Origin of the sequence: Novosphingobium aeonii (assembly GCF_052279045.1) — a bacterium.
Taxonomy (GTDB): domain Bacteria; phylum Pseudomonadota; class Alphaproteobacteria; order Sphingomonadales; family Sphingomonadaceae; genus Novosphingobium.
On record NZ_CP176832.1, the window covers coordinates 2277053 to 2300974 of the forward strand.

Sequence of the window (23922 nt, forward strand, 5' to 3'; positions counted from 1 at the left end):
CCCCGCACACCTCCCCAGGAAAACAAGGGACACACAAGCTTCCATGCCCATCGAGATCAAGATGCCCGCCCTGTCCCCCACGATGGAAGAGGGAAAACTGGCAAAATGGCTGGTTAAGGAAGGCGACACCGTCAGCTCCGGCGATATCATGGCCGAAATCGAAACCGATAAGGCCACGATGGAGTTCGAAGCCGTCGACGAAGGCACCATCGGCAAGATCATGATCGCCGAAGGTACCGAAGGCGTGAAGGTTGGAACCGTGATCGCCGTCCTCGCCGGTGAAGGTGAAGACGTCAGTGCCGTTTCCGCCGCACCTGCCGCCGCCAAGACCGAGGCCCCCAAGGCAGCCGATGCCGCTCCGGCTCCGGCTGCCGCCGCGCCTGCCCCGGTCGCCTCTGTGCCTGCTGCCAAGGACGGCCGCGTTGCCGCTTCGCCGCTTGCCAAGCGTATCGCTGCCGACAAGGGCGTAGACCTTGCCACCGTGAAGGGTTCCGGCCCGAACGGCCGCATCGTCAAGGCAGACGTCGAAAGCGCGCAGCCCGGTTCGGCCAAGCCTGCGGCCGCCGCTCCGGCGCCTGCTGCCGCCGCGCCCGCCGCCGCCGAAGCCAAGGCTCCTCCCGTCGACATGGCACCGGAAACCCGTGCGCTGCTCGACGATCGGGTTCCGCACGCGGTCACCAAGCTTTCGGGAATGCGCAAGACGATCGCCAAGCGCCTTACCCAGTCCAAGCAGGAAGCGCCGCACATCTACCTTTCGGTCGATGTCCGCCTCGACAAGCTTATGGCGCTGCGCGCCGAACTGAACGCCATGCTCGAAAAGCAGGGCGTGAAGGTCTCGGTCAACGACATGCTGGTCAAGGCACTTGGCCGCGCGCTGATCGACGTGCCGGAGTGCAACGTGACCTTCGCCGGCAACGAACTGATCACTTACGCCCGAGCCGACATCTCTGTCGCAGTCTCGATCCCCGGCGGGCTCATCACCCCGATCGTCACCGATGCGAGCGGCAAGTCCTTCTCGCAGATCGCCAAGGACATGAAGGATCTTGGCACGCGTGCCCGCGAAGGCAAGCTTGCTCCCGGCGAGTATCAGGGCGGCACCGCCTCGATCTCGAACATGGGCATGATGGGCATCAAGCAGTTCTCGGCCGTCATCAACCCGCCGCAGTCGACCATCCTGGCGATCGGCGCGGGTGACAAGCGCCCGTGGGTCATGCCCGACGGCACGCTCGGCGTGGCGACCGTCATGAGCGCAACCGGCAGCTTCGACCACCGCGCGGTGGACGGCGCCGATGGTGCGCGCCTGATGGCCGCGTTCCGCGAATACGTCGAGACCCCGCTCGGGATGGTCGCCTGACGTGAGCGAGCATCCACGCGATCCGGTGATCCGGGTCACGGCCATGCCGGCTGACGCCAACGCCTATGGAGACATCTTCGGCGGCTGGCTGATGAGCCAGATGGACATGGGTGCCGGCCTCGTCGCCGCCCGTCGCTCGCGCGGACGCGCGGTGACGGTGGCGATGGACGGCATGCAGTTCCACCTGCCGGTCAAGGTTGGCGACGAGGTTTCGGTCTACGGCGAAATTCAGCGCGTGGGCCGTACTTCGCTGACCATCGCCATCGAGGCATGGCGTCGGCACCGGCATGAAGAGGAAGAAGTGAAGGTGACACAGGCGGTGTTCACCTTCGTCGCGGTGAACGAATTCGGCAAACCGCGCGTCATCGATCAGGAGAAATAACTCAGTGGCTGATACTTACGACGTCATCGTCCTCGGTTCCGGCCCCGGCGGCTACGTTTCGGCGATCCGCTGTGCGCAACTCGGACTGAAGACCGCCATCGTCGAGCGCGAACGCCTCGGCGGCATCTGCCTCAACTGGGGTTGCATCCCGACCAAGGCGCTGCTGCGCTCGGCCGAGGTGTTCCACCAGATGAAGCACGCCAAGGATTACGGCCTGGCGGCGGACAACATCACCGCCGACCTCGACGCGGTGGTCAAGCGCTCGCGCGGGGTAGCCGACAAGCTCAATCAGGGCGTTACGCACCTGATGAAGAAGAACAAGATTGCCGTGCACTTCGGCAACGGCAAGCTCGTGGCTCCGGGCAAGCTCTCCGTCACCGATGCCGACGGCAAGGCGACCGAACTGGCCGCCAAGCACATCATCATCGCCACGGGTGCCCGCGCGCGTGACCTTCCCAAGCCCAAGGCCGACGGAGAGCGCGTGTGGACCTATCGCCACGCGATGACGCCGAAGGAAATGCCGAAGAAGCTCCTGGTCATCGGTTCGGGCGCGATCGGTATCGAATTCGCCAGCTTCTACAACGACATGGGTGTCGATACGACCGTCGTCGAGATGATGGACCGTATCGTTCCTGTTGAGGACGCCGACGTCTCCACCTTCCTCGAGAAGGCGCTGACCAAGCAGGGCCTCAAGATCATGACGGGCGCCAAGACCGGCGATATCGCGGTCGGCAAGGACGGCGTGAAGGTTGCGTTGACCGACAAGAAGGGCAAGACCGAAACGGTCGAGTTCAGCCATGTCATCGTCGCGATCGGCATTGTCCCCAATGTCGAGAACATCGGGCTGGAAGATCTCGGTATCGAACCCGACAAGCGCTTCCACATCAAGGTCGATCCCTACGGCCGCACCAACGTCAAGGGCGTGTGGGCCATTGGCGACTGTGTGGAAGGCCCCTGGCTGGCACACAAGGCCAGCCACGAAGGTGTCACCACTGCCGAAACCATTGCTCAGGAACTGGGCAACAAGGACGTTCACCCGCACCCGCTCGATCGTAACAACATCCCGGGTTGCACCTACTGCCACCCGCAGGTGGCGTCGGTCGGCATGACCGAGGCCAAGGCCAAGGAAGCGGGCTACGAGCTGAAGGTCGGCAACTTCCCGTTCGTCGGTAACGGCAAGGCGATCGCTCTCGGCGAGCCGGAAGGCTTCATCAAGACCGTGTTCGACGCCAAGACCGGCGAATTGCTGGGGGCTCACATGATCGGCGCGGAAGTTACCGAGTTGATCCAGGGCTACGTGGTCGGCAAGACCCTCGAAACCACCGAGGCCGAACTGATCCAGACCGTGTTCCCGCACCCGACACTGTCGGAAATGATGCACGAGGCGACGCTCTCGGCTTACGGTCGCGCTATCCACTTCTAAGGATCGCGTCTCCGGACGAAAATGAGAAGGGCGGGTCCTTGCGGGCCCGCCCTTTCTCTTTGGTTCGGTAGCGGAGGATCGCGCTCAGCCGAAGTTCTTGGAGAGTATGACCAGAGTGGGATCGCCGATGAAGGGTTCGGGGATGAAACCCTTGTCACGTTCCACCTCGATGGCAGCGCTGTTTTCGCGGCTTTCGATGGCGATGATGCGCTTGCAGCCGCGGGCATCGGCCTGTTTGCCGAGGAAGTCGAGCATGGCCCAGCCGACGCCCTTGCCCTTGTGATCCGCTCGCACTGAAATCGCTACTTCGGCGGAATCGCTGTTGTCGTCGAAGGCGAGCACGCCCGAGGCGATGATCCCGCCGTCTTCAGAGAATCCCAGCCACGATTCGGTACGGTAATGGTCCGCTTTGACGATGGGTGCGATCTGCTGCGGGCTGACCCTGTCGGCGGCGGCGAAGAAGCGGAACCGCCGGTCGTCATCGGTTACCCGTTCGAAGAATTCCGCCAGAGCCTCGGCATCGTTCTGGGTGGCCGGGCGGACGTCGAGCACGATCCCGGAACGGGTTGGCAGCGTGATGGCGTCATTGAGGGACATGGGTCGAACTCCACTGGAATTGTGTCGGTTCCTTAGGCGCTTGTACCATGATCCGGCATTGATCGGGATCATCGAACGCCGTCGCCTGCGGCCAAGGCTAACACGACCTGTCGGTTATGTCCCGCTAGTGGGACAAGTCGTTGCAAGACAGGTAGCGCTTGGCGATTCATCGGTTAATGTAGGGAGGAACCGGCCGCTCGCGAAGCTGGCCTAGAAAGTCGTTTGCCGGGCAGTGCCTGGCGAGAGGAGTAGGAAGTCATGGCCGAGGCCATCTATCCAGTGCCCGCCGAATGGGCCGAGAACGCCCTGATCGATGAGGCGCGCTATCAGCAGATGTACGCCCGTTCCATCGAGGATCCCGAGGGTTTCTGGCGGGAAGAAGCGCAGCGGGTGGACTGGATCAAGCCTTTCGAGGTGGTGAAGCAGACCAGCTTCAACGAGGCGGACTTCGGCATTTCATGGTTCCCGGACGGCACGCTCAATCTCTCGGCGAACTGCCTTGATCGACACCTAGAGGCACGAGAGAACGACATAGCGATCCTCTGGGAGCCGGACGATCCGAAGAATCCCGAGCGCCGCATCACATACGGCGAGCTTCACGAATCCGTTTGCCGTTTCGCCAACCTGCTCAAGGCACGCGGCGTCAAGAAGGGCGAGCGCGTCACCATCTATCTGCCGATGGTGCCGGAGGCAGCCGTCGCCATGCTGGCCTGTGCGCGCATCGGTGCGATCCACTCGATCGTCTTTGCCGGCTTCTCTCCGGATGCGCTGGCGGGGCGCATCCAGGATTGTGACAGCCGCATCGTTCTCACCAGCGACGAAGGGCTGCGCGGGGGCAAGAAGGTTGCGCTCAAGGCCAATGTCGATGAGGCGCTGAAGGCGTGTCCCGGTGTCGACAGCGTCATCGTGCTGGCGCATACCGGCGCCGAAGTGCCGATGGTCGAAGGGCGCGACATCGACTGGGCTTCCGCCGCGGCCGGGCAGTCCGCCGATTGCCCGCCAGAGGAGATGGGCGCCGAAGACCCGCTGTTCATCCTCTATACCTCCGGCTCCACCGGCAAGCCCAAGGGTGTGCTCCATACCACCGGCGGTTACGCCGTCTGGGCTTCGATGACGCATGAATACGTCTTCGATTACCGACCCGGCCAGATCTACTGGTGCGCGGCCGACATCGGCTGGGTCACGGGGCATTCCTATGTCGTCTACGGGCCGCTGATGAACGGCGCGACCACGGTGATGTTCGAAGGCGTTCCCAACTTCCCCGACGCCAGCCGGTTCTGGCAGGTGGTCGACAAGTTCGGGGTCGAGATATTCTACGGTGCTCCCACGGCCCTGCGCGCGCTGATGCGCGAGGGGGACGAATTCGTGAAGAAGACCAGCCGCAAGAGCCTGCGCCTGCTCGGTTCGGTGGGCGAGCCGATCAATCCCGAAGCCTGGTCCTGGTATCACGAGGTCGTGGGCGAGGGCCGCTGCCCGATCGTCGACACCTGGTGGCAGACCGAGACGGGCGGGGCCATGATAACCCCGCTGCCCGGCGCCACCGCGCTCAAGCCGGGTTCGGCCAGCAAGCCGTTCTTCGGCGTGAAGCCCGTGCTGCTGGACAACGACGGCACCGTCCTGGAAGGAGCGGCCGACGGCTGCCTGGTCATCGCGGATAGCTGGCCCGGCCAGATGCGCACGGTCTGGGGCGATCACGAGCGTTTCTTCCAGACCTATTTCAGCACTTTCCCCGGCACCTACTTCACCGGCGACGGCTGCCGCCGGGACGAGGACGGGTACTTCTGGATCACCGGGCGGATCGACGACGTCATCAACGTATCGGGCCACCGGATGGGCACCGCCGAGATCGAATCGGCGCTGGTCGCGCATCCGGCGGTGGCCGAGGCGGCGGTGGTGGGCATGCCGCACGAGATCAAGGGGCAGGGGATCTACGCCTTCGTCACCTGCAATGCCGAAGTCGAGCCGGACGAGGCCCTGCGCCGCGAACTCATCAAGTGGGTCCGCCATGAAATCGGGCCGATCGCCACGCCTGACGTGATCCAGTTCGCGCCGGGCCTGCCCAAGACGCGTTCGGGCAAGATCATGCGCCGCATCCTGCGCAAGATCGGCGAGAACGACTTTTCGAACCTCGGCGATACCTCGACGCTCGCCGATCCTTCGGTGGTCGACAACCTGATCGCCAACCGGCCCCAGCCAGCGGCGGCCTGAAGATCCCAGGACCGCAGCGAAAAGGGGCGGGAGGCGAATATGAAAGATTCGCCTCCCGCCCCTTTTGCAAACGGTCTGTTCGATCAGGCTTTCGCCCGGCCTGCGGCCGGACTGATCACGGCTTCTGCGCAAACAGGATGACGTGCTCCAGCGGTTCGTCGCCGGGTGCCTCCTGGCCGGGCGCTTCGCCGATGCAGGCTTCGACGGAGACGACCGTCACTTCGAAACCCATCGCGGCGAGCAGCGCCGAAAACTCGGCGTCCGGCGTTGCCGACCAGATCGCCAGGATACCTTGTGGCTTCAGCGCCGTCATGGCGGCCCTGAGGCCCATTCGCGAATAGAGCCAGTCGTTCACCCGGCGGGTGAGCCCTTCGGGACCGTTGTCGACATCGAGCAGGATCGCGTCATAGGCGCTATCCGCCGCATTTATCAGTATCGCGACGTCGTCCTGCACGAGCTGGACCCGGGCGTCGTCCAGGCAGCCGGCCGTGAAGGCCCGCATCGGTCCGCGCGCCCATTTTATGATCTCGGGCACGATCTCCGCCACGATGACCTGAGCGTCGGACGCCAGGGTTTCGAGGGCGGCGCGCAAGGTGAAGCCCATGCCATAGCCGCCGATGAGCATCTGCAGGTCGGCACGGGTGCCGAGCCGCTCGCAGGTCATCGTGGCAAGTGCCTCTTCCGACGAAAAGAGATCGGTACTCATGAGCTCGTGCTTGTCGAGCAGAATGACAAAATCGTCACCGTTGCGCACGAGCCGTAAACGGTCGCCGTTCGGAACGTGCGCTATATCGATGAGCTCGTCGCCGGGCAGAAGGTCGGAAACAGGAGCGTTCAACTCCTGATCCCGGCATCGGTCGCGGAATGGACGATTGCGGACTGGGGGTGAGGGTGCAGAATTACTTCCCGCGTGCCTTGCGCGCGGCGTAGCGGGCGTCACGCGCCGCCTTGCGCTCTTCCTCGGTAGGCTCGGGCTTGGGCGCGGCTGCTGCGGCCTGTTCCGCCTTGGCTGCAAGGTCACGCTCGCGCTTTTCCTTGGCCGCCTTGCGCTTTTCCGCAAGGGCCAGCTCGCGCGCTTCAGCCTTCGCCACGCGTTCCGCCTGGACGGCCGGATCGATCGGAGCCTTCGCCTTCAGCGCTGCGAGCGCCTTGGCCCGCGCCTCAGCCGCGGCGTTCTGCCGGGCTGCCACGCCCGGCTCCTTGTATGCTGCCATTGTATTCTACCTAATTGCGTCGTCGCCACCGGCTGCGGATGTGATGGGATCATCATCCTTGGAGGTGTTGAAGAACGGGATGGTTCCGGACGATCATGGACATCGTCCCTGATCTTTTGTTGACGGGCCTGGTCCAACGCGGCGCAGGCCCTGCTTGCAGCGTCTTGAGGACAGGTGAGGTGCACGTCGCACCCAGCCATTATCCTTCAAAGGGCGACATCAGTGGAATCGCCCATTATCAAGACATGCGCTTTCTGTCACGGACTGTTGCTTCGTGCAGGAATGGCCCTCCCGCCGTACCGGCCGGACAGGCGCCGCAAAGGTAATGGTGTTCCCACGGCGCAACAATCTGTATGCGACCTGCAAAGCCGCTCCCGCGGTTCCACGATGCCGCGCCGGCATTGCCCGGGCCAGGACGAAAACCTGGACCCGGATCAAAGAAAGTCCCTGCCGAGTTCATGGAAGCCTCTGACGCCATTCTCGAAGACCTCGGCTGGAATGCCTTCTTCAGCAGCCAGCTTGTCCCCGGTGAAGAACAGGGCGAAGCGTGCGTCGTGCGGGTGATGGCGGTGCACCGGGGCATGATCGAGATCGCGGGGGTCGGCCAGGAAGGAATGATCTCTTCCACTCTTCCGCATTCGAAGGGGCCGGAGGATCGCCCCACCGTTGGCGACTGGCTGATGGTAAACCGCGAAACGCGAGAGCCGCTGCGCCTGCTTGAACGGATGAACCTGTTCAAGCGCAAGGCTCCGCTGGACCAGCGGCGGATTCAGCTCATTGCAGCCAATGTCGATACGCTGTTCATCGTCACGTCGTGCAACCAGGATTTCAATATCGCGCGCCTCGAACGCTATCTCGTGCTTGCGCGGGACGTGGGCGTGAAGCCGGTGATCGTGCTGACGAAGATCGATCTTGCGGAAGATCCGGAACGCTTCCTCGAAGCCGCGCGCGCCTTGCAGCCGGGGCTGGAGGTCGAGATGGTCAACGGCCGCGATCCGCAGAGCGTGTCGAACCTCGCGCCGTACTGCGGCAAGGGCAAGACCGTTGCCTTGCTCGGATCGTCGGGCGTGGGCAAGTCCACCATGGTCAATACCCTGCGCGGGTCGAAGAGCATCGCCACCCAGTCCATCCGCGAGATCGACGGCAAGGGCCGGCACACCACCACCGTGCGGCAGTTGCACCGGCTGGACGGCCCGATCAAGGGCGGCTGCCTGGTGGACACTCCCGGCATGCGGGAGTTCCAGTTGCCTGATGCCGCTTTCGGCATTGCCGAAGTGTTCGACGATATCGTCGCCCTCACGCTGGAATGCCGCTTTACCAATTGCAGCCACGGTTCGGAGCCGGGATGTGCGGTGCAGGCCGCGCTGCGGCAGGGATCGCTGACGCCCGAACGGCTTGAACGCTGGCGCAAGCTCATCATCGAGGACACCGAAGGCACCGCCAGGACGGCGGGACGCCGGTCGGGTCCGAAAAATCCCCGAAAGAGGAAATGAAACAATGGCAGATCTCTACCTCAAGGCCCTCGAATCCGAGCGCCGGAGCCTGTGGGCCGAATGCCGCCTGAAGGGCCTTGCCAAGGGCACGCCCGAGCGGCTCCGGATCGACGAACTCGACAAGCTCCTCGCTGAGCACAAGGCCAGGAAGGCGGACTGAAACAGCCGTGCCCCCGGCTTGGCCTGATGGGGTCGGGCCGGGGCCGGGCATTGCCTTTTACCGTTCCCTATCAATGTCGTTGAGGTTTCATCGCCGCGGCCTATCATCCTGATGGGGTAGATTCGGGGGTAGCGTGGCGATCGAGTTGCAGGCGGTGGAAAAGCTCGCCGCCGACCAGGCATCGCTCAAGGCGGCCGCCGGGCTGGCCCGGCCGGGAAAATGGTCGGGCGTGGGCGCCAGTCACGATGCAGCCCTGATCTGGGGCGAGTGCGCGGGCTCGGGCGCCAATCCCTACCGCGTCATGGCCGATCTGCGCGATCTCGGGAACAAATGTACCTGTCCCTCGCGCAAGTTTCCCTGCAAGCATGTGCTCGCGCTGCTCTGGCTCCGGGCAGAGGCAGTGGTTCCTTTCCCCGGCGGCGAAACGCCGGATTGGGTGAGCGACTGGCTGGGACGTCGCCGGCCTTCCGGCACTTCCGCCCGCCCGCCTGCCGAAAGCGCGCCCGCTGCGGAAAAGGATCTTGCGGCGGCGCGCCGCGCGGAACCTGCGGCGGCTGAAGACCCCAAGGCAGCGGCCCGGCGCGAGGCCGCTTCGGCGAAACGCGCCGAGGATACGCACCAGGCGATCCTCGATGCACTCGGCGCGCTGGAGCAATGGGTGAGCGACCAGCTTCGCCTCGGCCTCGGCGGTTTCATCGAGGATGCGACCTCGCGGTGCCGCCGCATCGGCGCCCGCCTTGTAGACGGCAAGGCAGCGGCACTTGCCGGTCATGTCGATGAACTTCCGGCCCGTGTCCTTGCCTTGCCGGCGGGAGACCGCATTCGCGGAGCCACGGTGGAGCTGGCGCGGCTCGTCATGCTGTCCCGCGCCTACCGCGCCTACCGCGCCTCGCCCACCGATCCCGAGATCCGCCGCGCCGTTGCCGCCGCCGAAGCCCGCGAGGCGCTGCTGGCGGACGGCGCGGCCCTTCGCGTCTCTTCCACCTGGGAAGTGCTGGGCGAGCGTGTGCGCACGCGGCGCGACGGGCTGGTGTCCCAAACCGGCTGGCTGTTGAACCTTGGCGAGAGCGGACCGCGCTTTGCGATGCTGCTCGATTTCTTCCCCGCCGGCACCGGGCGCCGCGGATCGGTTTTCACGCCGGGCGAACAGTTCGAGGGCGAACTGGCGTTCTATCCGGCGCGTCATCCCTTGCGCGTCATCCCTTGCGCGCCGTGCTGGTGCAGCGGGGCACTGCGCCCACCGATGACCCGCCCCTCCGATGGCCGGTGACCTCGGCGGCGCTGGAAGACGTGTTGACGGCGCCCTTCCTGGAGGAACCCTGGGCGATCGAGCGGCCGATCTTGCTTGGCCGGGGGCGCATCGGTTTCGACAGTGCCGACCTGCCATGGTGGCAGCCGAGCGACGGGGGCGCGGCGCTTCCGCTGGCCGGCGAGGTCAGCGGGGTCATCGCCGGAACCGAGCTGACGCAGGCCGCCGTGCTCTGGTCGGGCGGGCGGATCGAACTGCTCGCCGCGCACACGCCGTGGGGGCGCATCGGCCATGGTTGACGGGATTCCCGGCGCACTGGGGTCGGTGCTGACGCGCTGGACGATGGGCGGCAGCGCGGTTGACGCTGCTCCTGCCGCGTGGCGCGGACCGATGGGAGATGAAGCGCAGGAGGCGGAACTGCGGCTGCTGGCGCTGTCCGGCCAGTTTCTCGGCGTGCTCACGCTTGCCGAACCGACAGGTGAAGTCCGCATGCTGGCCGATCTGCCCCGGCTGACGGACCCGCCGCTTGCGGAGAACCTGCGTCCACGCGCACGCCGCCTGCTGCAGCAGGTTCGCGAGCCGGGCTATCTCCGGGCCTTTCTTGCATTCCTGAACTCTCGCGGCTGGACGCTCCATCCCGGAGACTGGCTGCCCGGCGCGAATGACGATGTGCCGGACATCTACGCACCGTGGCAGGACTGGGCCGCCTCGGCGGAGCGGGCTACATCGTCCCATCGGGCGGAAGCGGACGGCGAGGGCCTGACGGCCGAGAACTGGAGCCTGTGGCAGCCCGCCGTGCGGCGGGCGGCATTCGCCGTGCTGCGAGGGAAAGAGCCGGAGCGCGCGGTGGCCCTGCTGTCCGCGAAGATCGGCGGCGAAACCGCAGACCTGCGTGTGAGGCTGCTGGAACTGCTCGACTGCGGCCTGTCGGAGGCCGATATCCCGTTTCTCGAAGGGCTGGGCGGGGATCGAGCGCCCCGCGTCAAGGCTCTTGCCGCTTCGCTGCTGGCGCGGCTCGGCCATGGGGTCCGGGGCGGCGAGGATGCGGCGGAGCTTGCCGGTTTCTTTTCCGTGCAGGCCAGGGGCCTGCTCCGGCGTGGGCGCGTTGTCGTGCCGCAAGCGCTCAAGACGCCCGCCCAGCGCAATCGCCGAAACACCTTGATGGAGGCGCTCTCCTTCGCCGCTTTCGCTCAGGCTCTGGACCTTGAACCGGAACGGTTGATCGCTGCCTGGCCGTGGAACGGCGATGCCATGGCCGACCGTGCCCTGGCGGAGATGGCTGCGCGCTCTGCTTCCGATAGCATCGTCGCGCTGCTTGCCGAGGCGCTTACGGGCAGCGATGCCCTTGATCCGTTCCGGTTCGGCCCGCTGGTCCCGCGTCTCGCGCCCGGGCAGCGCCGCGCCGCCGCGATGCAGGCGCTGCGCGGTGCGGGCGCCAGCTTCGCGCAGGCGCTCGGCATCATGGGCGGCGATGGCAGCATGGAGAATGTCATCGCCACGCCTGCCGGCGCCGCCTTGCGGAAAAAGCTCGGCGAGGATGGCGCGCGGCCCGGCGATCACGCGGCCGAACTGCTCGCGCTGGGCCTTGTGGCCTCGCGCGCGGCAGCCGCGCAGGCACTGGAACATCTGGCGGCGGCGGGGATGCTCGCATCCGATCCGCGTCTCGACATGCTGAGATTGAACGCCGCACTGGACGATAGAGGAGCGATACCATGAGCGAGATTCTGCGTCTCCCGGCGGAGACCATCCATGCCGGCGAACTCGCCGCACTGGCGGCGGGCGACAGCGATCGTCGCCCTCCCGGCTGGGCACTATCCCCGCAGCGCGTGGTCACTTACCTCATGGGGGGAACCACGGCGGACGGAACCGTCATCACCCCCAAGTACGTCGGCAACCGGCGGCTGATCGAGACGGCGGTGGCCACGCTCGCCACCGACCGTGCGCTGCTGCTGCTGGGTGTGCCGGGTACGGCCAAGAGCTGGGTCTCGGAACATCTCGCCGCCGCGATCACCGGCGATTCCACGATGGTGATCCAGTGCACTGCCGGGACGGACGAGAACCAGGTGCGCTATGGCTGGAACTACGCCCAGTTGCTCGCGCACGGGCCGAGCCGCGAAGCCCTGGTACCCACGCCGATGATGCGGGCCATGGAAGCGGGCAAGCTCTGCCGTCTGGAGGAACTGACCCGCATGGGCAGCGACGTGCAGGACACGCTCATCACCGTGCTCTCGGAAAAGATGATGCCGATCCCCGAACTCAACAGCGCCGTCTATGCGCAGCGGGGGTTCAATATCATTGCCACGGCCAACAACCGGGACAAGGGCGTGAACGAGCTGTCTTCCGCGCTGAAGCGGCGATTCAACGTCGTGGTCCTGCCGCTGCCGGACAGTGCGGACGAGGAAGTGGCGATCATCGTCAAGCGCGTGGGCGAAATGGCGCAGAGCCTCGATCTGCCCGCCCCCCGGAACGTTGCCGAGGAAGTGGCGCGGGTCGTTTCGATCTTCCGCGAACTGCGCTCCGGATCGACGGAGGACGGCAAGGTCGCGCTCAAATCGCCGTCGGGCGGGCTCTCCACGGCAGAGGCCATCGGCGTGATGGTCGGCGGGATCAGTCAGGCGACCTTCTTCAACGACGGCAGGCTGACGCCGGAAACGCTGGCGGCCAACATGATCGGCGCCGTGGTGAAGGACCCGGTGCAGGACAGGGCGGTGCTGGGCGAATACCTGGAAACGGTGCTCAAGAAGCGGCGCGGCTTCGAGAGCTATTACGCCTCACTCACCGAGATGATCTGAGCCCATGGCGGCAGAGGTATCGCTGTTCGGCATCCGCCACCATGGCCCCGGCTCCGCGCGCCGGCTGGTGGAGGCGCTCGACCTGCTCCAGCCGGCTACCGTGCTGATCGAGGGACCGTCCGATGCCTCCCACCTGCTGCCGATGCTGGCCGACCCGGCAATGGAAACGCCGGTCGCGCTGCTGACGTATGCCGAGGACAATCCCTCGGAGGCCAGCTTCTTCCCCTTCGCGGATTATTCGCCGGAGTATCAGGCGGCGCGCTGGGCAATGGCGCGGGGCGCGGGGCTGCGTTTCATCGACCTGCCCGCGTCTGACCGTCTCGGCAAACACGCTGGCAGCGCCGGGCAGGAAGCGGCCGCCTGTGCGGGTGACGATCCGATCAGCCACGATCCCATCGGCGTGCTGGCCGCCGCGGCGGGTTACTATGACGGCGAAAGCTGGTGGTCGGACGTGATCGAGGAAACGCCTTCATCGGGGCCAGTGTTCGATGCGGTGGCCGACGCGATGACCGCGCTGCGCAGCGAAGCGGGCGCTATCCCCGCGCGTGAAGCGGCACGGGAGGCGCACATGCGGATCGAGATCGCGCGGGCCGCAAAGGAGAGCGAGGGACCGGTTGCGGTCATATGCGGGGCCTGGCACGTGCCCGCACTCGCCGCGCGGCACAGCCTCACCGCTGACCGTGCCTTGCTGAAGGGGCGTGCGAAAGTCAGGATGCGGGCAACCTGGGCACCGTGGACGGAACCGCGTCTCGCCCGGGCGAGCGGTTATGGCGCCGGTGTGGTGGCGCCGGGCTGGTGCGCGCATCTCTGGAACACCCGCGATGCCTCCGACCGGGATGCGATCTGGCTGGCCCGCATCGCCCGCATCATGCGCGAACGCGGCCATTTCGTCTCCACCGCCTCGGTGATCGAGGCGCAGCGGCTGGGCCATGCGCTTGCGGCAATGCGGGCGCGGCCGCATCCCGGCTTCGAGGAATTGCGCGATGCAGCCGTCGCCTGCCTGTGCAACGGCGAGCGGGCGGTGTGGGACGATATCGCGGCGGAACTGCTGGTGGGGTCAGGTGTGGGCACGATCCCGGCCGACACCCCGCTGGCTCCCCTGCTGGAAGATCTGCAGCGCCAGCAGAAGGCGGCGCGGCTCAAGCCCGAAGCGCTGGAGCGCGCGCTGACGCTGGACCTGCGCAGCGAGAGCGGGCTTGCCCGCTCGACCCTGCTTCACCGGCTGGCGGCGCTGGACGTGCCGTGGGGCAGGGCGGCCGATGCCGGGCGGAGCAGGGGCACCTTCCGGGAGAACTGGCTGCTGTGCTGGGAACCGGAATTTGCCGTGCGGCTGGTGGAGAACCTCGTCCACGGCTCGACGATCGCGGAGGCGGCGACCGGGCGTCTGACCGATGCGATACGCGCCGAACCCGATCTCGCCGCGCTAGCCGGGCTGGTTCGCAGCGCGATGATCGCCGGTCTGCCCGCTGCAGCGGAGTTCGGCACCGGGCTGCTCGAAACGAAGGCGGCGCTCACCAGCGACTGTCTTGCCTTGCTGGCCGCGCTGCCCGCCATGGCCGACATTTTGCGCTACGGCGAAGCGCGCAGCGGCATGGCTGGGCATCTTGCCGATCTCATGCCGCGCATGGTCGTCCAGGCGGCCCTGGCGCTGCCCTACGCGGCGCGCGATCTCGATGCCGAGCCGGCGGCCGCCCTGCGCGATGCCATCCTCGCGGCCGAAGCGGCCATCCAGCTTGCCCAGCTCGGCGGCGCGATCGCCGGAACCTGGCACGATGCGCTTCGCAGGTTGATCGGCGATGACCGGGCGACGCGCCTCATTGCCGGTGCCGCCGCGCGCCTGCTCTACGAGGCCGATCTGCTCACCGCGGAAGAAGCGGCCACGCTGCTAGGCCGGATGCTGTCGCCGGGGACACCGGTTCCGCAGGCGGCGGGTTTCTTCGAAGGTTTCCTTGCGGGCATGGGTGAGCGACTGGTCCATGATGCGCCCCTGCGCGATGCCGTAGACGGTTGGCTTACCGGGCTTGACGAAGAGACGTTCATCACCAACCTGCCACTGTTTCGCCGCGTCTTTTCCAGCCTTGACCGCAGCGCGCGGCGGCGGCTCATGGATGCGGCGCTGGGCCGCGGCGCATCGAATGCGCGCGGCTATCGGCTGCTGCCCGGCGCCGACGCGATCTGGCCCGCGCATGAAGCCCGCGTCCTGGGCCTCATGAACGCAGGAGCACCGCGATGAGCGACATGGAGCGCGACCGCCGATGGACGCTGGCGCTGGGAACCGAAGCCGAGGAGGGTACTGCGGCGCTGTCCGACGGCGACCGGCGGATGTCCCGGGCGCTGTCCGCGCTCTATGGCGATGGCACTGAGATGAAGGGACGCGGCGGGCTTGGCGGATCGGCTCCGCGCGTCGCCAAATGGCTGGGCGACATCCGCGAGTTCTTTCCCGGCTCCGTCGTGCAGGTGATCCAGAAGGACGCGTTCGAGCGCAAGGGCCTGCGCCAGATGCTGCTCGAACCCGAATTTCTCGCCACGGTCGAGGCGGACGTGAACCTCGTCGCCGATCTGGTGGCGCTGCGCGGCGTGATGCCGGAAAAGACCAGGGAAACCGCCCGTGTCGTCATCGGCAAGGTCGTTGCGGAACTGATGGAACGGCTGGAGCGGCGCACTGCAGAGGCCATTCGCGGCGCGCTGGACCGGTCTCGCCGCACCAGCCGCCCGCGCTTCTCGGATATCGACTGGCCGCGCACCATTCGCGCAAACCTCAGCCATTATCAGCCGGAGCATCGGACCGTCGTTCCGGAACGGCTGATCGGCTTCATGCGCCAGCAGCGACGGATCGTGGATCTGGATGAGGTCGTGCTCTGCGTCGACCAGTCCGGCTCGATGGCAAGTTCGGTGGTCTATGCCTCGATCTTCGCGGCGGTGATGGCCTCGCTGCCGGTGGTGACCACCCGGCTGGTCTGCTTCGACACGGCAATCGTCGACCTGACCGGGGAACTGGCCGATCCGGTGGAAGTGCTGTTCGGAATCCAGCTCGGCGGCGGCACCGACATCAACCGCGCCGTGGCCTATTGCGAGGACCGGATCGAACGTCCCTCCAAGTCTCACCTGATCCTGATTACCGACCTTTACGAAGGCGGGAACGCGGAAGCGCTGGTTGACCGTCTGGCCGCACTGGTGCTGTCGGGCGTCAATGTCATCGTCCTGCTCGCGCTGACCGACAGTGGCCGCCCGTCCTACGATCCCGCCCTGTCCGCACGGGTGGCGGCGCTTGGCATCCCGGTCTTTGCATGTACGCCCGACCAGTTTCCCGGCCTCATGGCGGCCGCGCTGCGCCGGGAGGACATAAACGGCTGGGCCGCCGATCAGGATATCAAGACGGTCCGCGCGGAATGACGGCCGCCGCTTCGCGGTATTGTTCTTCGCTGACCGGCTCCATCCACGTGACGGAGCTGCCATCCTGAACTTCGGCAATGGCGACATGGGTCATGCCGTCATCCGGGGCCGCGCCGTGCCAGTGCTTGGTCTGGGGCGGTATCCAGACGACGTCCCCGGGCACGAACGCCTGCGCGGGGCTCCCCCATTCCTGGACGAGGCCACGGCCGCGCGTGACGACCAGCGTCTGTCCCAGCGGATGCCTATGCCACGCCGTGTGCGCGCCCGGTTCGAAGGTCACGGTTGCTCCGCCCACCCGCGCCGGCGCTTCACGCTGAAAGCGACCTTCCACGCGGACCGTCCCCGTGAAGTTCTGTGCCGGCCCTTTTGCCGCAGGACCAGTTCCCGCCCGGATGACCGAAACGCCCCGCCGTTCGGCTTTTTCGGGTTCTTGCGCCAGAGCGGTGACGGACAGGCAGGCCATTCCCAGTGCCGCGATCGTGCGGCCCGCCCGATTGCTCATCCCAAGATACCTCATTTTGAATGAAAGACCTCGCGAGCGATGCCGACGGCGGCGATGGCGTTTGGCCAGCCCGCGTAGAACGCAAGCTGCGTAATCGTTTCCACCAGTTCGGCTTCGGTCACGCCGTTCTGCCGGGCAAGCCGCATGTGGGAGCGAAGCTGCTCAGGCCGGTTGAGCGCGATCAGCGCGGCGACGGTGATGAGGCTGCGATCGCGTTTGGCGAGGCCGGGACGTTCCCACACGTCGCCCAGCAGCACTTCGTCGGTGAGTTCGGCGAGCTTGGGGGCAACATCGCCCATCAATTGCTGCGCCCGCGATGGCGGCTTGTCGTCCGGTTCGGGAGCGGTCTGGGCCCCGGCCATCGTCGAAGCGCTTCCGGCAAGCAGCACCATCGCGGCGAAAAACAGGTTTCGGGTCTTCTTGCTCACTCGGGCGGCTCCTTTTTCAGTGTCGGGGATCGCGGCGTCAGCGCTCGGCTCAGCCGCTCAGCGCTGCGGGAAAAGAGCGGGGCAAGTTGTGCCAATGCAGCTTCGTGGAGGTGAGGACGAGCGGTGGGCTGCGATGGAGGATGGAACCGGTCATTCCGGGTGCTCCGACTGATCGAGCCCCTTTTCGGCAAGGAACTTCGATACCTCGTCCGCGATCTGGAGGTTGTTCAGGTCGGACATCATGAAGTGCGTGTTCCCGCGAATGCCGAGGTCGGGCAGATGGATGAGACGGGCATCGCCGCCATGCCGGTTGACGCAGTCCACCCACAGTCTCGCCATGGCCAATCGGACCCGCCAGTTATCCTTTCCGCGCTCCGCGGTCGGATCGGCGGGGATATTGTCGCCGTAGAAGATCGCGATGGGAATGCGGGTGAGCAGGGCGAAGTCCGCAGGCGCTATTTCCACCGGTTTCAATGTCCCGGCGGCACTGGGCATTTCCGGCGGCGCCTCCCCCTTCGGAAAGACGAACCCGCTGCCCGGCTCGAATGCCACCACGGCCTTTACATTCGGGCTTGCCATGGCGGTCAGCCACCCGGGCTCGCCGCCCTGCGAATGCGTGAAGAGGATTGCAGGCCCGGTCTTTTCGAGCAGCGCGGTCATGGCGCTCGAAATGACCCTGGCATCGTAAGGGCCGGTGTTCGGCGTGACGGAACGGAAGAACTGCTCCAGCGTCTCCGGCCGGCGATCGAACTGCACGCCGCCGAAGAATTCCGGCCAGGCCCCCAGGCGGAACTGATCGAAAAAGAGCTGGTCGTTGGGCGCGGGCTCTATCGCCGCCGCCACGCTGCTGTTGCCGGCTCGCCCCCTGCGCGGCTGGTCCACGACATATGTCGTGAAGTGGCGGCGCAGGAAAATCGTCTGGAAACCTTCGCGGCCATCCGGCGTGGTTTCCCAGCTCCGCCCCGACTGATAGGCACCGTGAAGCATCACGACAGGCAGCCGCCTCGGCTTTTCAGGCACCTGATAGAACGCATAGAGATGGTCTGCGTGGAGACTTTGGCCCGCTGCCGTCGGAGCGTTGTTGGCGAAGGTGCCGGGTTCGGTGTGTATCGTTCCACCGACCGCGAAACTGCCTTGTTCGCTGATGACGAGGGGGGAGGGCGCGGCCTGCGCGGACACGGCGAACAACGCCAACAGGAGCGGCATCGCTGCAGATGTGATCGCGCGTCGCGACATGGCGTTTTCTCCTGTTTTCCGGGAGAAGGTAGCGCCAGGAAAATTCCATGATTAGATGGCTAAATGCGCATGTAGTAGTAAGCGCTGCTAATCAATGGCTTGCCTTCCGTACCGTGGCCTCTCTCTTCGAGGCTCAATGCAACAGCATCGCCTGCAGTCCTCGCACCACGCATCCGCACGCATCGGCTGCCGTCCGCACCGAAAGGCCGGTTTCCTTTGACATGAGCGAGCCGAGCAAGGGCGAAAGCGCGCCTCCGCCGGTCAGCACGATGCCGTCCGCCAGAATGTCATGGCTGAGTTCCGGCGGAGTTTCGCTGAGCAGTTGACGTACGGCTTCGATAATCACGCGGAAATGCTTCTCCGCGACAAGATCGAGTTCTGCGCAGGAGAGCGACAGGATAGCCGGCATCTGAGTGCGAAGGCTGCGTCCCTTGACCTCGATCGGTACGGAACGATCGCCGTTTTGCGCGTGGTTGCTGTACTCCTCCATCACGCGTTCCGCGGTGAGATCGCCGACGAGCAACTTGTGCCGCAGGTGCAGATCGTCGGCGATGGCACGGGCCAGTGATGCACCGCCGACACGTACCGATCGCGTCCCGCAGATGCCGCCAAGCGATATTATCGCCACTTCGCTGGTACCGGCGCCGCATTCGACGATCATGGTTCCGGAGGGACGCTCGATGGGCAATTCGGCACCGATCGCGGCGGCCAGCGGTTCGGGGACAAGCCGGACCGAGGCCAGGCCAGCGTCGCTTGCCGCGGTAAGAAGCGCTGCCCGCTCCGCCTGAGTGGCATCCGAAGGCACCCCGATCAGGACGCGCGTCCGGCCCAGCCGCGTGCGTCCCATCGCGCTGCGCAGCGCATAGCTGAGCATGTGCGTGGCCGCATCGATGTCCTGCAGGACTCCGCGACGAAGCGGACGCTTGATCCGCATGTGGCTTGGCGTGCGATCCACCATCGCCCGCGCGCTTTGTCCGGCTGCAAGAAGTCGCTCGGCACCCGAAGGACCAGTGAAGCAGCAAAGCGAAGGTTCATCGAACAAAATGCCATCGGAGCGATGAACCACGCGAACATTCGCAGTGCCGAAATCAATCGCGATTTCCGGCTTTTTCAAGGAAAAAATTGAAGCCATGGCTGCCCTCTAGCAGCCCGCTGGATCGTTGTCTTCAACAACTCTCCGGACGTTTTCGGGCGTTTCTCATTGGACGGACCAGCTTTCTATGGGCCTGCTGCCCGATGCACGGACGCCTTCGTCCCATCGGCTTCAGCCGTTACGGGGGCCTCTTCAACGGCAACCGCCGCGCGGTAAAGTATCAGCCCATTCGTTGATCGGCATTCTCTCTGCAGCCACGATCGTCCTGGTTCTTTTCAGCCTTTTCGTGCTGCCGGCTTTTGCCAGATAAGGCAGGCCAGCCCCGCCAACGTTGCGCATCGATCTTGCGCAACGTTGGCGTAACAAGTAATTGTATCCAGAAACAGGAATTGGTATAATATTCCAAGTTTACTTACCGCTGATCGTCATAATATTGTGGGGTTCATTCGCTGTACCAAACGCGACGATCCACGGTTTTGACGGATCAGTGATTTCAAGTGAAATCGGATAGGTTTTTGCCGTTTGTGTTGCGATGACCTGCTTGGGACCGCTCACTGCAGCGTTCCACGTCCGGACCGTCAGTTCATGTGTACCCGCACCGGAAACTGTCAGATCGATTTGGTGCCGTCCGCCCTCAGTTAGGCGCGAAGTTGCCGAAAGGATTGCAGTGCGCAGTGGATCGAGCGACAGAACCACAGAAGAGGCGTCGGCGACGGCAAGTTGCCTTTCGATGGAGCCATATCGGACATCGTAACGACCGGCATCGAGTTGCAGATCAAACTTGCCCGGACGCACCCGAGTCGTCTTCTTTGTTCGCGAGTTCCGGAACTCGGCTCCCTGTGGTGCTGTTCCCTTCAGCCGAGCGCCAATTCCCACGCGGGAAAAATTCATCGCCATGCGACAGCTCGAGTAAACCCACATCTCCTTGTACGGGAACACCGCATTGTTACCCCAGGCGGGCGCGTCTTCCTCATAGGAATTGAACCCGAGCGACATGCCACCAACGAAGTTTGGCAGTGCCACTGTGAAATTCTGCCAAAACGCGTTGCCTACGCCGTACAGAAGCGAGCGGGAAAATGGGTTTGCGCCGAGGACCCACTGAACCTGACGCGCTGCCAAGTCGGAGAGGTCGGCTCGTTGGAGCGTCGCGGCCGCTGCACCGAGACCGATGGTCTTGCTCATATGAACCGTACTCGATCCCTTACGAACGTGATCGTACCAGAGCGGGAAGATGCGCAAGGTATGATTGGGTCCGAGCGAGGTTCCAGCATCGTACTGCTGTTGCATTTGGCGGCGGATCACGTCCGGCATGGGCGGTGTGGGGAACACAGCGCTGGGCTTTTGCGCTAGCATCATGCCCGTCCGATCAAGAGGTTGCGGAGCGTCTAGGTCAGACTTGCGCCAGACCGCCGCTGGAATGATGTTGAATGGACCCGATGCCTCTGAGCCGGTCACACAGAAATGATCGGCGTAGATTGCCAACCCCGCGTACCAGTCCATCCAGTCAGGGTGATCGGGCAGCGCATCACACAGCGCCGAGAACGCGAGAAGACCGCAATCCTCGAAGCTGTTGTGGTATTCGTGGACTATGCGTGTCCTTCCAGCGTCTTCGTAAAAATAGCCGGTTATGCCAATGCCGTCGATAAAGGTGCGTTCCTGGATGGCCACGAGCCATTTGGCAAAGCGAGCCGCTTCGGTTGCATATTGCCGCTCGCCCGTTGCGCGGTACATTTCGACGGCAGCCAGCGTCGCATAGCCGATAAAGTCCCGCCAACTCGGCTGGTTGATCTCGAGCGGAGGAGCATCCTTCGGAGGTTGGATTGCCGCCGCAACGAGAGCGAAGTCCTCGCGCGCAGCCTTGAGCACATTCGATGCAAGCTTGGCATCCCGCGTCCGCAAAGTTCGCACAGAGCGTGCACCAGCAAGAACACCGAGGATGTTCTGGAAATCATCCCGGCCAACTGAACTGCGCTCGTCGTCCTGAATGACATCGTCTGCGGTGCCGACCTTGCTGTCGGTCCAGTAGGACACATGGTTGTAGAGCGCGCGCTGAGCCGGAGCGAAGCGGGTACGAACCGACCAGTCCAAGCCCCAGAGAGCTTCTTCCAATGCGCGCTCGGCCAGCGCCGACTTCCCGCGCAGTTTCAACGCATCGTGCAAATCAAGCAGCGCGTAGATCGAGAGGTGGGTTCGATAGGGGCTCTGGGTCAGGTTTGCGGCATCATGCCATCCGCCTTCGACGCTGCGCTTTTCTCCTTTGTAGAGCGCAAAGACGTCCCGATGGCACGCATCCTGGACACCTGGCACAGGGAAGCCGCACCTCAACCCGTAAAAGGCGTTGAGCGTGGCTTCGATCACTGGCTCCCAGGCGTCGTCGGAAATCAGGAAGGGATCGCTGTTGGTCGAGCCATGCCGCAGCCGATAACGCCCAGGCTTACTGAATGAGGTGAAGTCCAGCTTACGATAGGAGCCGCGCGAGTTAATGACCGGGGCGGCGTCCAAGGTCGCCACTACCTGGTTGCTATCAGCTTCAACAATCTGAAACGAGTGGGAGCCCTCGTGTGCGATGGCGATCTTTGGTCCGGCAGGTTGATAGCCGACGTGGCTGAAGGCGATGGTTCCAGGGGCAATGGCCCAGCCCTTAGGCTGCTCAGCATCGATCCTCTCGACTGCCAGCTCATCAAAATCATAAGTGATACGCGTGTCTGCTCCGCCGATGCTGACACCGGAAAGCGTTTGGAAAATCATAAACTCGGAAACGCGATCGCGGTGCTGCTCGGGAATTTCCCACACCAAATGATTCCACTCACCCGGTTTCAGGTCGCCAATATAGTGCACTGCAACCGGATCGAGTGGGCCTGCTGGGGCGCCTTCACAGGTGAACTGCAGCGATATCACATTGACCGGATTAGTAGTCGGGTGGACGTAAGCCCACATGGAAATGCGATTGAACGCGCTCCAGTCCTGTGGCTCCTTGAAGGTGCGTCGTGCGAAAGCTGCGAATGGCTGCCCTTCAAAGAGCACACCCTCACCATGGAACGTGCCGTTGGGACGGCGCGCCGCCCGAATGTAGTCCTCGTTACGTAGCAACGTGCTGAACCGAAGCGAACGGCTACCGGATCGCGCCCGTTCGCTGGTGTAGCTTAGCGAGACCGCCGCAGATGCTACCCAGCCATTGTCAGACTCCATGTCATCGATCAGCCTGCGCTCATGGACAGGCTTGGCGCGACCTTTCTCGTCCAGAAGCTTTGACAGGTCCGCCTTGAGCAAAGGACGGATCGGCCAGCGCCCTTGCCACATCGCTGGAGTGGAAGTTCCACGGCCTATGCCCGCGGCGGCCAGTTGGCCCGGCATCAAACTAATGACGGCCAGCGTCGAAGTAGATTTGAGAAGTCCTCTGCGGGTTACATCGAACCGAGGCGCGGCTTGCGTTACCTTCATGTTCAATTCCTAACAACAATCTGCGGAACGGTCGTGATCGGTTCGATCCGAATGTCGCGGAAATAGATTTCGGTGCCTTCGGACTGGAGCTGGATCATTCCGCTGGTGAGCGGCCGCGCTTTACCGTCGTCTCCGATGGCCTTGAGATTGGACAATGCCATCACCGGTTCGCCGTTGATGACGTGGACAGAGTTCTCGCCGGCGACATATAGATCGAGCCGGTTCCACTGCCCGAGTGGATGCTCGGCATCGGTTGCCTGCCGGACCTGGGTCGGCATACGGATGGTGGCAAGCCTGCCCCCGGCTAGGAAACGATAGTCGGGTCCGCCCATCGACCCTTTTTCAGAACCTTCACCGATTGTCACATCCATGCGGACACCTAGCCCGACCGGCATGACCATGCCTGTCCTGGGTGGGGAAATCTCGAACTCAACCGAGCTAGCCAAAGCACCCAGTATGGCGCCCTCCTTGCCAAAGCTATGATACAACACGCCGCTGTTCGGCGGTGTCTCGGGCGACCATTGCCTGCCGAATTTATAAGACAGGCTGAGATGGTACTTCGAGTAGGCTCGCCGCGTATTGAGTGCCCCCCATGTACGACCGGAGACATAGATCGCGGGAGCCCCGTCTACCCGGACAACACGGAATATGTCGCCGATACCGGTCCTTCCCAGCGGTTGCTCCGGGGCACCGGGAAAGATCATGCCGCCCCCTGGCTTGCCGAGCCACGGCGTGAATGCGCTGAGATCGCGGCCGTTAAAGAGCGATTCCGCTTTTCCGCTCGGTCGCGGAACTTCGGCCAGCGCCAGCTTTTGGATTTTGAATGGCGGAGTGCCTGGAATAATCTGAATCGGTGGAAGATCAGCGGCCGGCGGGGGAGCAGCCAGGATGGTCTGGGTCACTCCTGCCGCGGCAACGCTTAGTCCGGCCATCGCGACCGCCAATCTGGTGCTCATC

The 23922-nt window shown here is 64.5% G+C and carries 21 protein-coding genes and 1 pseudogene; 13 read left to right on the top strand and 9 right to left on the bottom strand.

Going from position 1 to position 23922, the window contains the following annotated elements:
• The first annotated feature begins 43 nt into the window (after positions 1–43).
• The 3 genes from ACLIMP_RS11125 to lpdA are packed head-to-tail and all read left to right on the top strand — an operon-like array spanning position 44 to position 3159.
• Positions 44–1354, top strand: coding sequence for a pyruvate dehydrogenase complex dihydrolipoamide acetyltransferase (locus ACLIMP_RS11125; RefSeq protein ID WP_324695114.1), 1311 nt, complete (start codon positions 44–46; stop codon positions 1352–1354).
• A gap of 43 nt (positions 1355–1397) precedes the next feature.
• Positions 1398–1736, top strand: a complete 339-nt coding sequence (locus ACLIMP_RS11130; protein ID WP_054438984.1) for an acyl-CoA thioesterase — start codon at positions 1398–1400, stop codon at positions 1734–1736.
• A gap of 4 nt (positions 1737–1740) precedes the next feature.
• The gene (gene lpdA, locus ACLIMP_RS11135) at positions 1741–3159 is read left to right on the top strand and encodes a dihydrolipoyl dehydrogenase (RefSeq protein ID WP_324695116.1); all 1419 of its coding nucleotides are present in this window, start codon (positions 1741–1743) and stop codon (positions 3157–3159) included.
• A gap of 84 nt (positions 3160–3243) precedes the next feature.
• Here the strand turns inward: lpdA and ACLIMP_RS11140 are convergent, their stop codons facing one another.
• Positions 3244–3756, bottom strand: coding sequence for a GNAT family N-acetyltransferase (locus ACLIMP_RS11140; protein ID WP_054438939.1), 513 nt, complete (start codon positions 3754–3756; stop codon positions 3244–3246).
• Positions 3757–4014: 258 nt separating this feature from the next.
• Between ACLIMP_RS11140 and acs the strand changes: the two genes are divergently transcribed.
• Entirely contained in the window at positions 4015–5964 is a 1950-nt protein-coding gene (gene acs / locus ACLIMP_RS11145) for an acetate--CoA ligase (RefSeq protein WP_324695118.1), read from the top strand.
• Between the two features lie 115 nt (positions 5965–6079).
• Here acs and ACLIMP_RS11150 read toward each other — a convergent pair whose 3' ends face one another.
• Positions 6080–6802: a spermine/spermidine synthase domain-containing protein gene (locus ACLIMP_RS11150; RefSeq protein ID WP_420719839.1), complete on the bottom strand. Its 723-nt coding sequence runs from the start codon at positions 6800–6802 to the stop codon at positions 6080–6082.
• A 61-nt stretch (positions 6803–6863) separates the two neighbouring features.
• A complete protein-coding gene (locus tag ACLIMP_RS11155; protein ID WP_054438941.1) occupies positions 6864–7178 on the bottom strand; it encodes a DUF6481 family protein in 315 nt (104 codons plus the stop codon).
• Between the two features lie 458 nt (positions 7179–7636).
• Between ACLIMP_RS11155 and rsgA the strand changes: the two genes are divergently transcribed.
• From rsgA to ACLIMP_RS11195, 8 genes are all read left to right on the top strand, one after another.
• A complete protein-coding gene (gene rsgA / locus ACLIMP_RS11160) occupies positions 7637–8671 on the top strand; it encodes a ribosome small subunit-dependent GTPase A (protein ID WP_185997408.1) in 1035 nt (344 codons plus the stop codon).
• 4 nt (positions 8672–8675) lie between these two features.
• Positions 8676–8831, top strand: coding sequence for a hypothetical protein (locus ACLIMP_RS11165; protein ID WP_165913197.1), 156 nt, complete (start codon positions 8676–8678; stop codon positions 8829–8831).
• 133 nt (positions 8832–8964) lie between these two features.
• Positions 8965–10101, top strand: a complete 1137-nt coding sequence (locus ACLIMP_RS11170) for an SWIM zinc finger family protein (RefSeq protein WP_443477846.1) — start codon at positions 8965–8967, stop codon at positions 10099–10101.
• A gap of 23 nt (positions 10102–10124) precedes the next feature.
• Complete coding sequence (locus ACLIMP_RS11175) at positions 10125–10379, top strand: hypothetical protein (RefSeq protein ID WP_443477847.1); 255 nt, start codon at positions 10125–10127, stop codon at positions 10377–10379.
• The gene (locus ACLIMP_RS11180) at positions 10372–11796 is read left to right on the top strand and encodes a DUF5691 domain-containing protein (RefSeq protein WP_324695123.1); all 1425 of its coding nucleotides are present in this window, start codon (positions 10372–10374) and stop codon (positions 11794–11796) included. The genes ACLIMP_RS11175 and ACLIMP_RS11180 overlap by 8 nt, the downstream gene beginning before the upstream one ends.
• Complete coding sequence (locus tag ACLIMP_RS11185; RefSeq protein WP_324695124.1) at positions 11793–12872, top strand: ATP-binding protein; 1080 nt, start codon at positions 11793–11795, stop codon at positions 12870–12872. The genes ACLIMP_RS11180 and ACLIMP_RS11185 overlap by 4 nt, the downstream gene beginning before the upstream one ends.
• 4 nt (positions 12873–12876) lie before the next feature.
• On the top strand, positions 12877–15105 hold the full coding sequence (locus ACLIMP_RS11190; protein ID WP_443477848.1) for a DUF5682 family protein: 2229 nt from the start codon (positions 12877–12879) through the stop codon (positions 15103–15105).
• Positions 15102–16265, top strand: a complete 1164-nt coding sequence (locus tag ACLIMP_RS11195; RefSeq protein ID WP_324695128.1) for a VWA domain-containing protein — start codon at positions 15102–15104, stop codon at positions 16263–16265. The genes ACLIMP_RS11190 and ACLIMP_RS11195 overlap by 4 nt, the downstream gene beginning before the upstream one ends.
• Here ACLIMP_RS11195 and ACLIMP_RS11200 read toward each other — a convergent pair.
• The 4 genes from ACLIMP_RS11200 to ACLIMP_RS11215 all read right to left on the bottom strand — a co-directional run bounded on the left by ACLIMP_RS11200 (position 16243) and on the right by ACLIMP_RS11215 (position 19563).
• Complete coding sequence (locus tag ACLIMP_RS11200) at positions 16243–16767, bottom strand: (R)-mandelonitrile lyase (RefSeq protein WP_324695130.1); 525 nt, start codon at positions 16765–16767, stop codon at positions 16243–16245. The genes ACLIMP_RS11195 and ACLIMP_RS11200 overlap by 23 nt on opposite strands.
• A gap of 11 nt (positions 16768–16778) precedes the next feature.
• Positions 16779–17195 carry a carboxymuconolactone decarboxylase family protein gene (locus ACLIMP_RS11205; protein ID WP_324695132.1) on the bottom strand — a complete coding sequence of 139 codons (417 nt, stop codon included), beginning with the start codon at positions 17193–17195 and terminating at the stop codon, positions 16779–16781.
• Between the two features lie 150 nt (positions 17196–17345).
• The gene (locus ACLIMP_RS11210; RefSeq protein WP_185997401.1) at positions 17346–18431 is read right to left on the bottom strand and encodes an alpha/beta hydrolase; all 1086 of its coding nucleotides are present in this window, start codon (positions 18429–18431) and stop codon (positions 17346–17348) included.
• 133 nt (positions 18432–18564) lie between these two features.
• On the bottom strand, positions 18565–19563 hold the full coding sequence (locus ACLIMP_RS11215; RefSeq protein WP_185997400.1) for a rod shape-determining protein: 999 nt from the start codon (positions 19561–19563) through the stop codon (positions 18565–18567).
• A gap of 331 nt (positions 19564–19894) precedes the next feature.
• Between ACLIMP_RS11215 and ACLIMP_RS11220 the strand changes: the two genes are divergently transcribed.
• Positions 19895–20035, top strand: a complete 141-nt coding sequence (locus ACLIMP_RS11220; protein ID WP_443477849.1) for a DUF2568 domain-containing protein — start codon at positions 19895–19897, stop codon at positions 20033–20035.
• Between the two features lie 1181 nt (positions 20036–21216).
• Here the strand turns inward: ACLIMP_RS11220 and ACLIMP_RS11225 are convergent.
• Positions 21217–22965: pseudogene (locus ACLIMP_RS11225) on the bottom strand (glycoside hydrolase family 9 protein); the annotation flags it as partial.
• A gap of 2 nt (positions 22966–22967) precedes the next feature.
• On the bottom strand, positions 22968–23921 hold the full coding sequence (locus ACLIMP_RS11230) for a 3-keto-disaccharide hydrolase (RefSeq protein ID WP_324695143.1): 954 nt from the start codon (positions 23919–23921) through the stop codon (positions 22968–22970).
• Position 23922 lies beyond the last annotated feature (1 nt).

Bases quoted from the DNA above. Each gene is read 5' to 3' on its own strand.
- ACLIMP_RS11125 (WP_324695114.1), top strand. From the start codon at position 44: ATGCCCATCGAGATCAAGATGCCCGCCCTGTCCCCCACGATGGAAGAG.
- ACLIMP_RS11130 (WP_054438984.1), top strand. From the start codon at position 1,398: ATGCCGGCTGACGCCAACGCCTATGGAGACATCTTCGGCGGCTGGCTG.
- ACLIMP_RS11140 (WP_054438939.1), bottom strand. From the start codon at position 3,756: ATGTCCCTCAATGACGCCATCACGCTGCCAACCCGTTCCGGGATCGTG.
- acs (WP_324695118.1), top strand. From the start codon at position 4,015: ATGGCCGAGGCCATCTATCCAGTGCCCGCCGAATGGGCCGAGAACGCC.
- ACLIMP_RS11155 (WP_054438941.1), bottom strand. From the start codon at position 7,178: ATGGCAGCATACAAGGAGCCGGGCGTGGCAGCCCGGCAGAACGCCGCG.
- rsgA (WP_185997408.1), top strand. From the start codon at position 7,637: ATGGAAGCCTCTGACGCCATTCTCGAAGACCTCGGCTGGAATGCCTTC.
- ACLIMP_RS11165 (WP_165913197.1), top strand. From the start codon at position 8,676: ATGGCAGATCTCTACCTCAAGGCCCTCGAATCCGAGCGCCGGAGCCTG.
- ACLIMP_RS11180 (WP_324695123.1), top strand. From the start codon at position 10,372: ATGGTTGACGGGATTCCCGGCGCACTGGGGTCGGTGCTGACGCGCTGG.
- ACLIMP_RS11185 (WP_324695124.1), top strand. From the start codon at position 11,793: ATGAGCGAGATTCTGCGTCTCCCGGCGGAGACCATCCATGCCGGCGAA.
- ACLIMP_RS11190 (WP_443477848.1), top strand. From the start codon at position 12,877: ATGGCGGCAGAGGTATCGCTGTTCGGCATCCGCCACCATGGCCCCGGC.
- ACLIMP_RS11195 (WP_324695128.1), top strand. From the start codon at position 15,102: ATGAGCGACATGGAGCGCGACCGCCGATGGACGCTGGCGCTGGGAACC.
- ACLIMP_RS11200 (WP_324695130.1), bottom strand. From the start codon at position 16,767: ATGAGCAATCGGGCGGGCCGCACGATCGCGGCACTGGGAATGGCCTGC.
- ACLIMP_RS11210 (WP_185997401.1), bottom strand. From the start codon at position 18,431: ATGTCGCGACGCGCGATCACATCTGCAGCGATGCCGCTCCTGTTGGCG.
- ACLIMP_RS11215 (WP_185997400.1), bottom strand. From the start codon at position 19,563: ATGGCTTCAATTTTTTCCTTGAAAAAGCCGGAAATCGCGATTGATTTC.
- ACLIMP_RS11230 (WP_324695143.1), bottom strand. From the start codon at position 23,921: ATGAGCACCAGATTGGCGGTCGCGATGGCCGGACTAAGCGTTGCCGCG.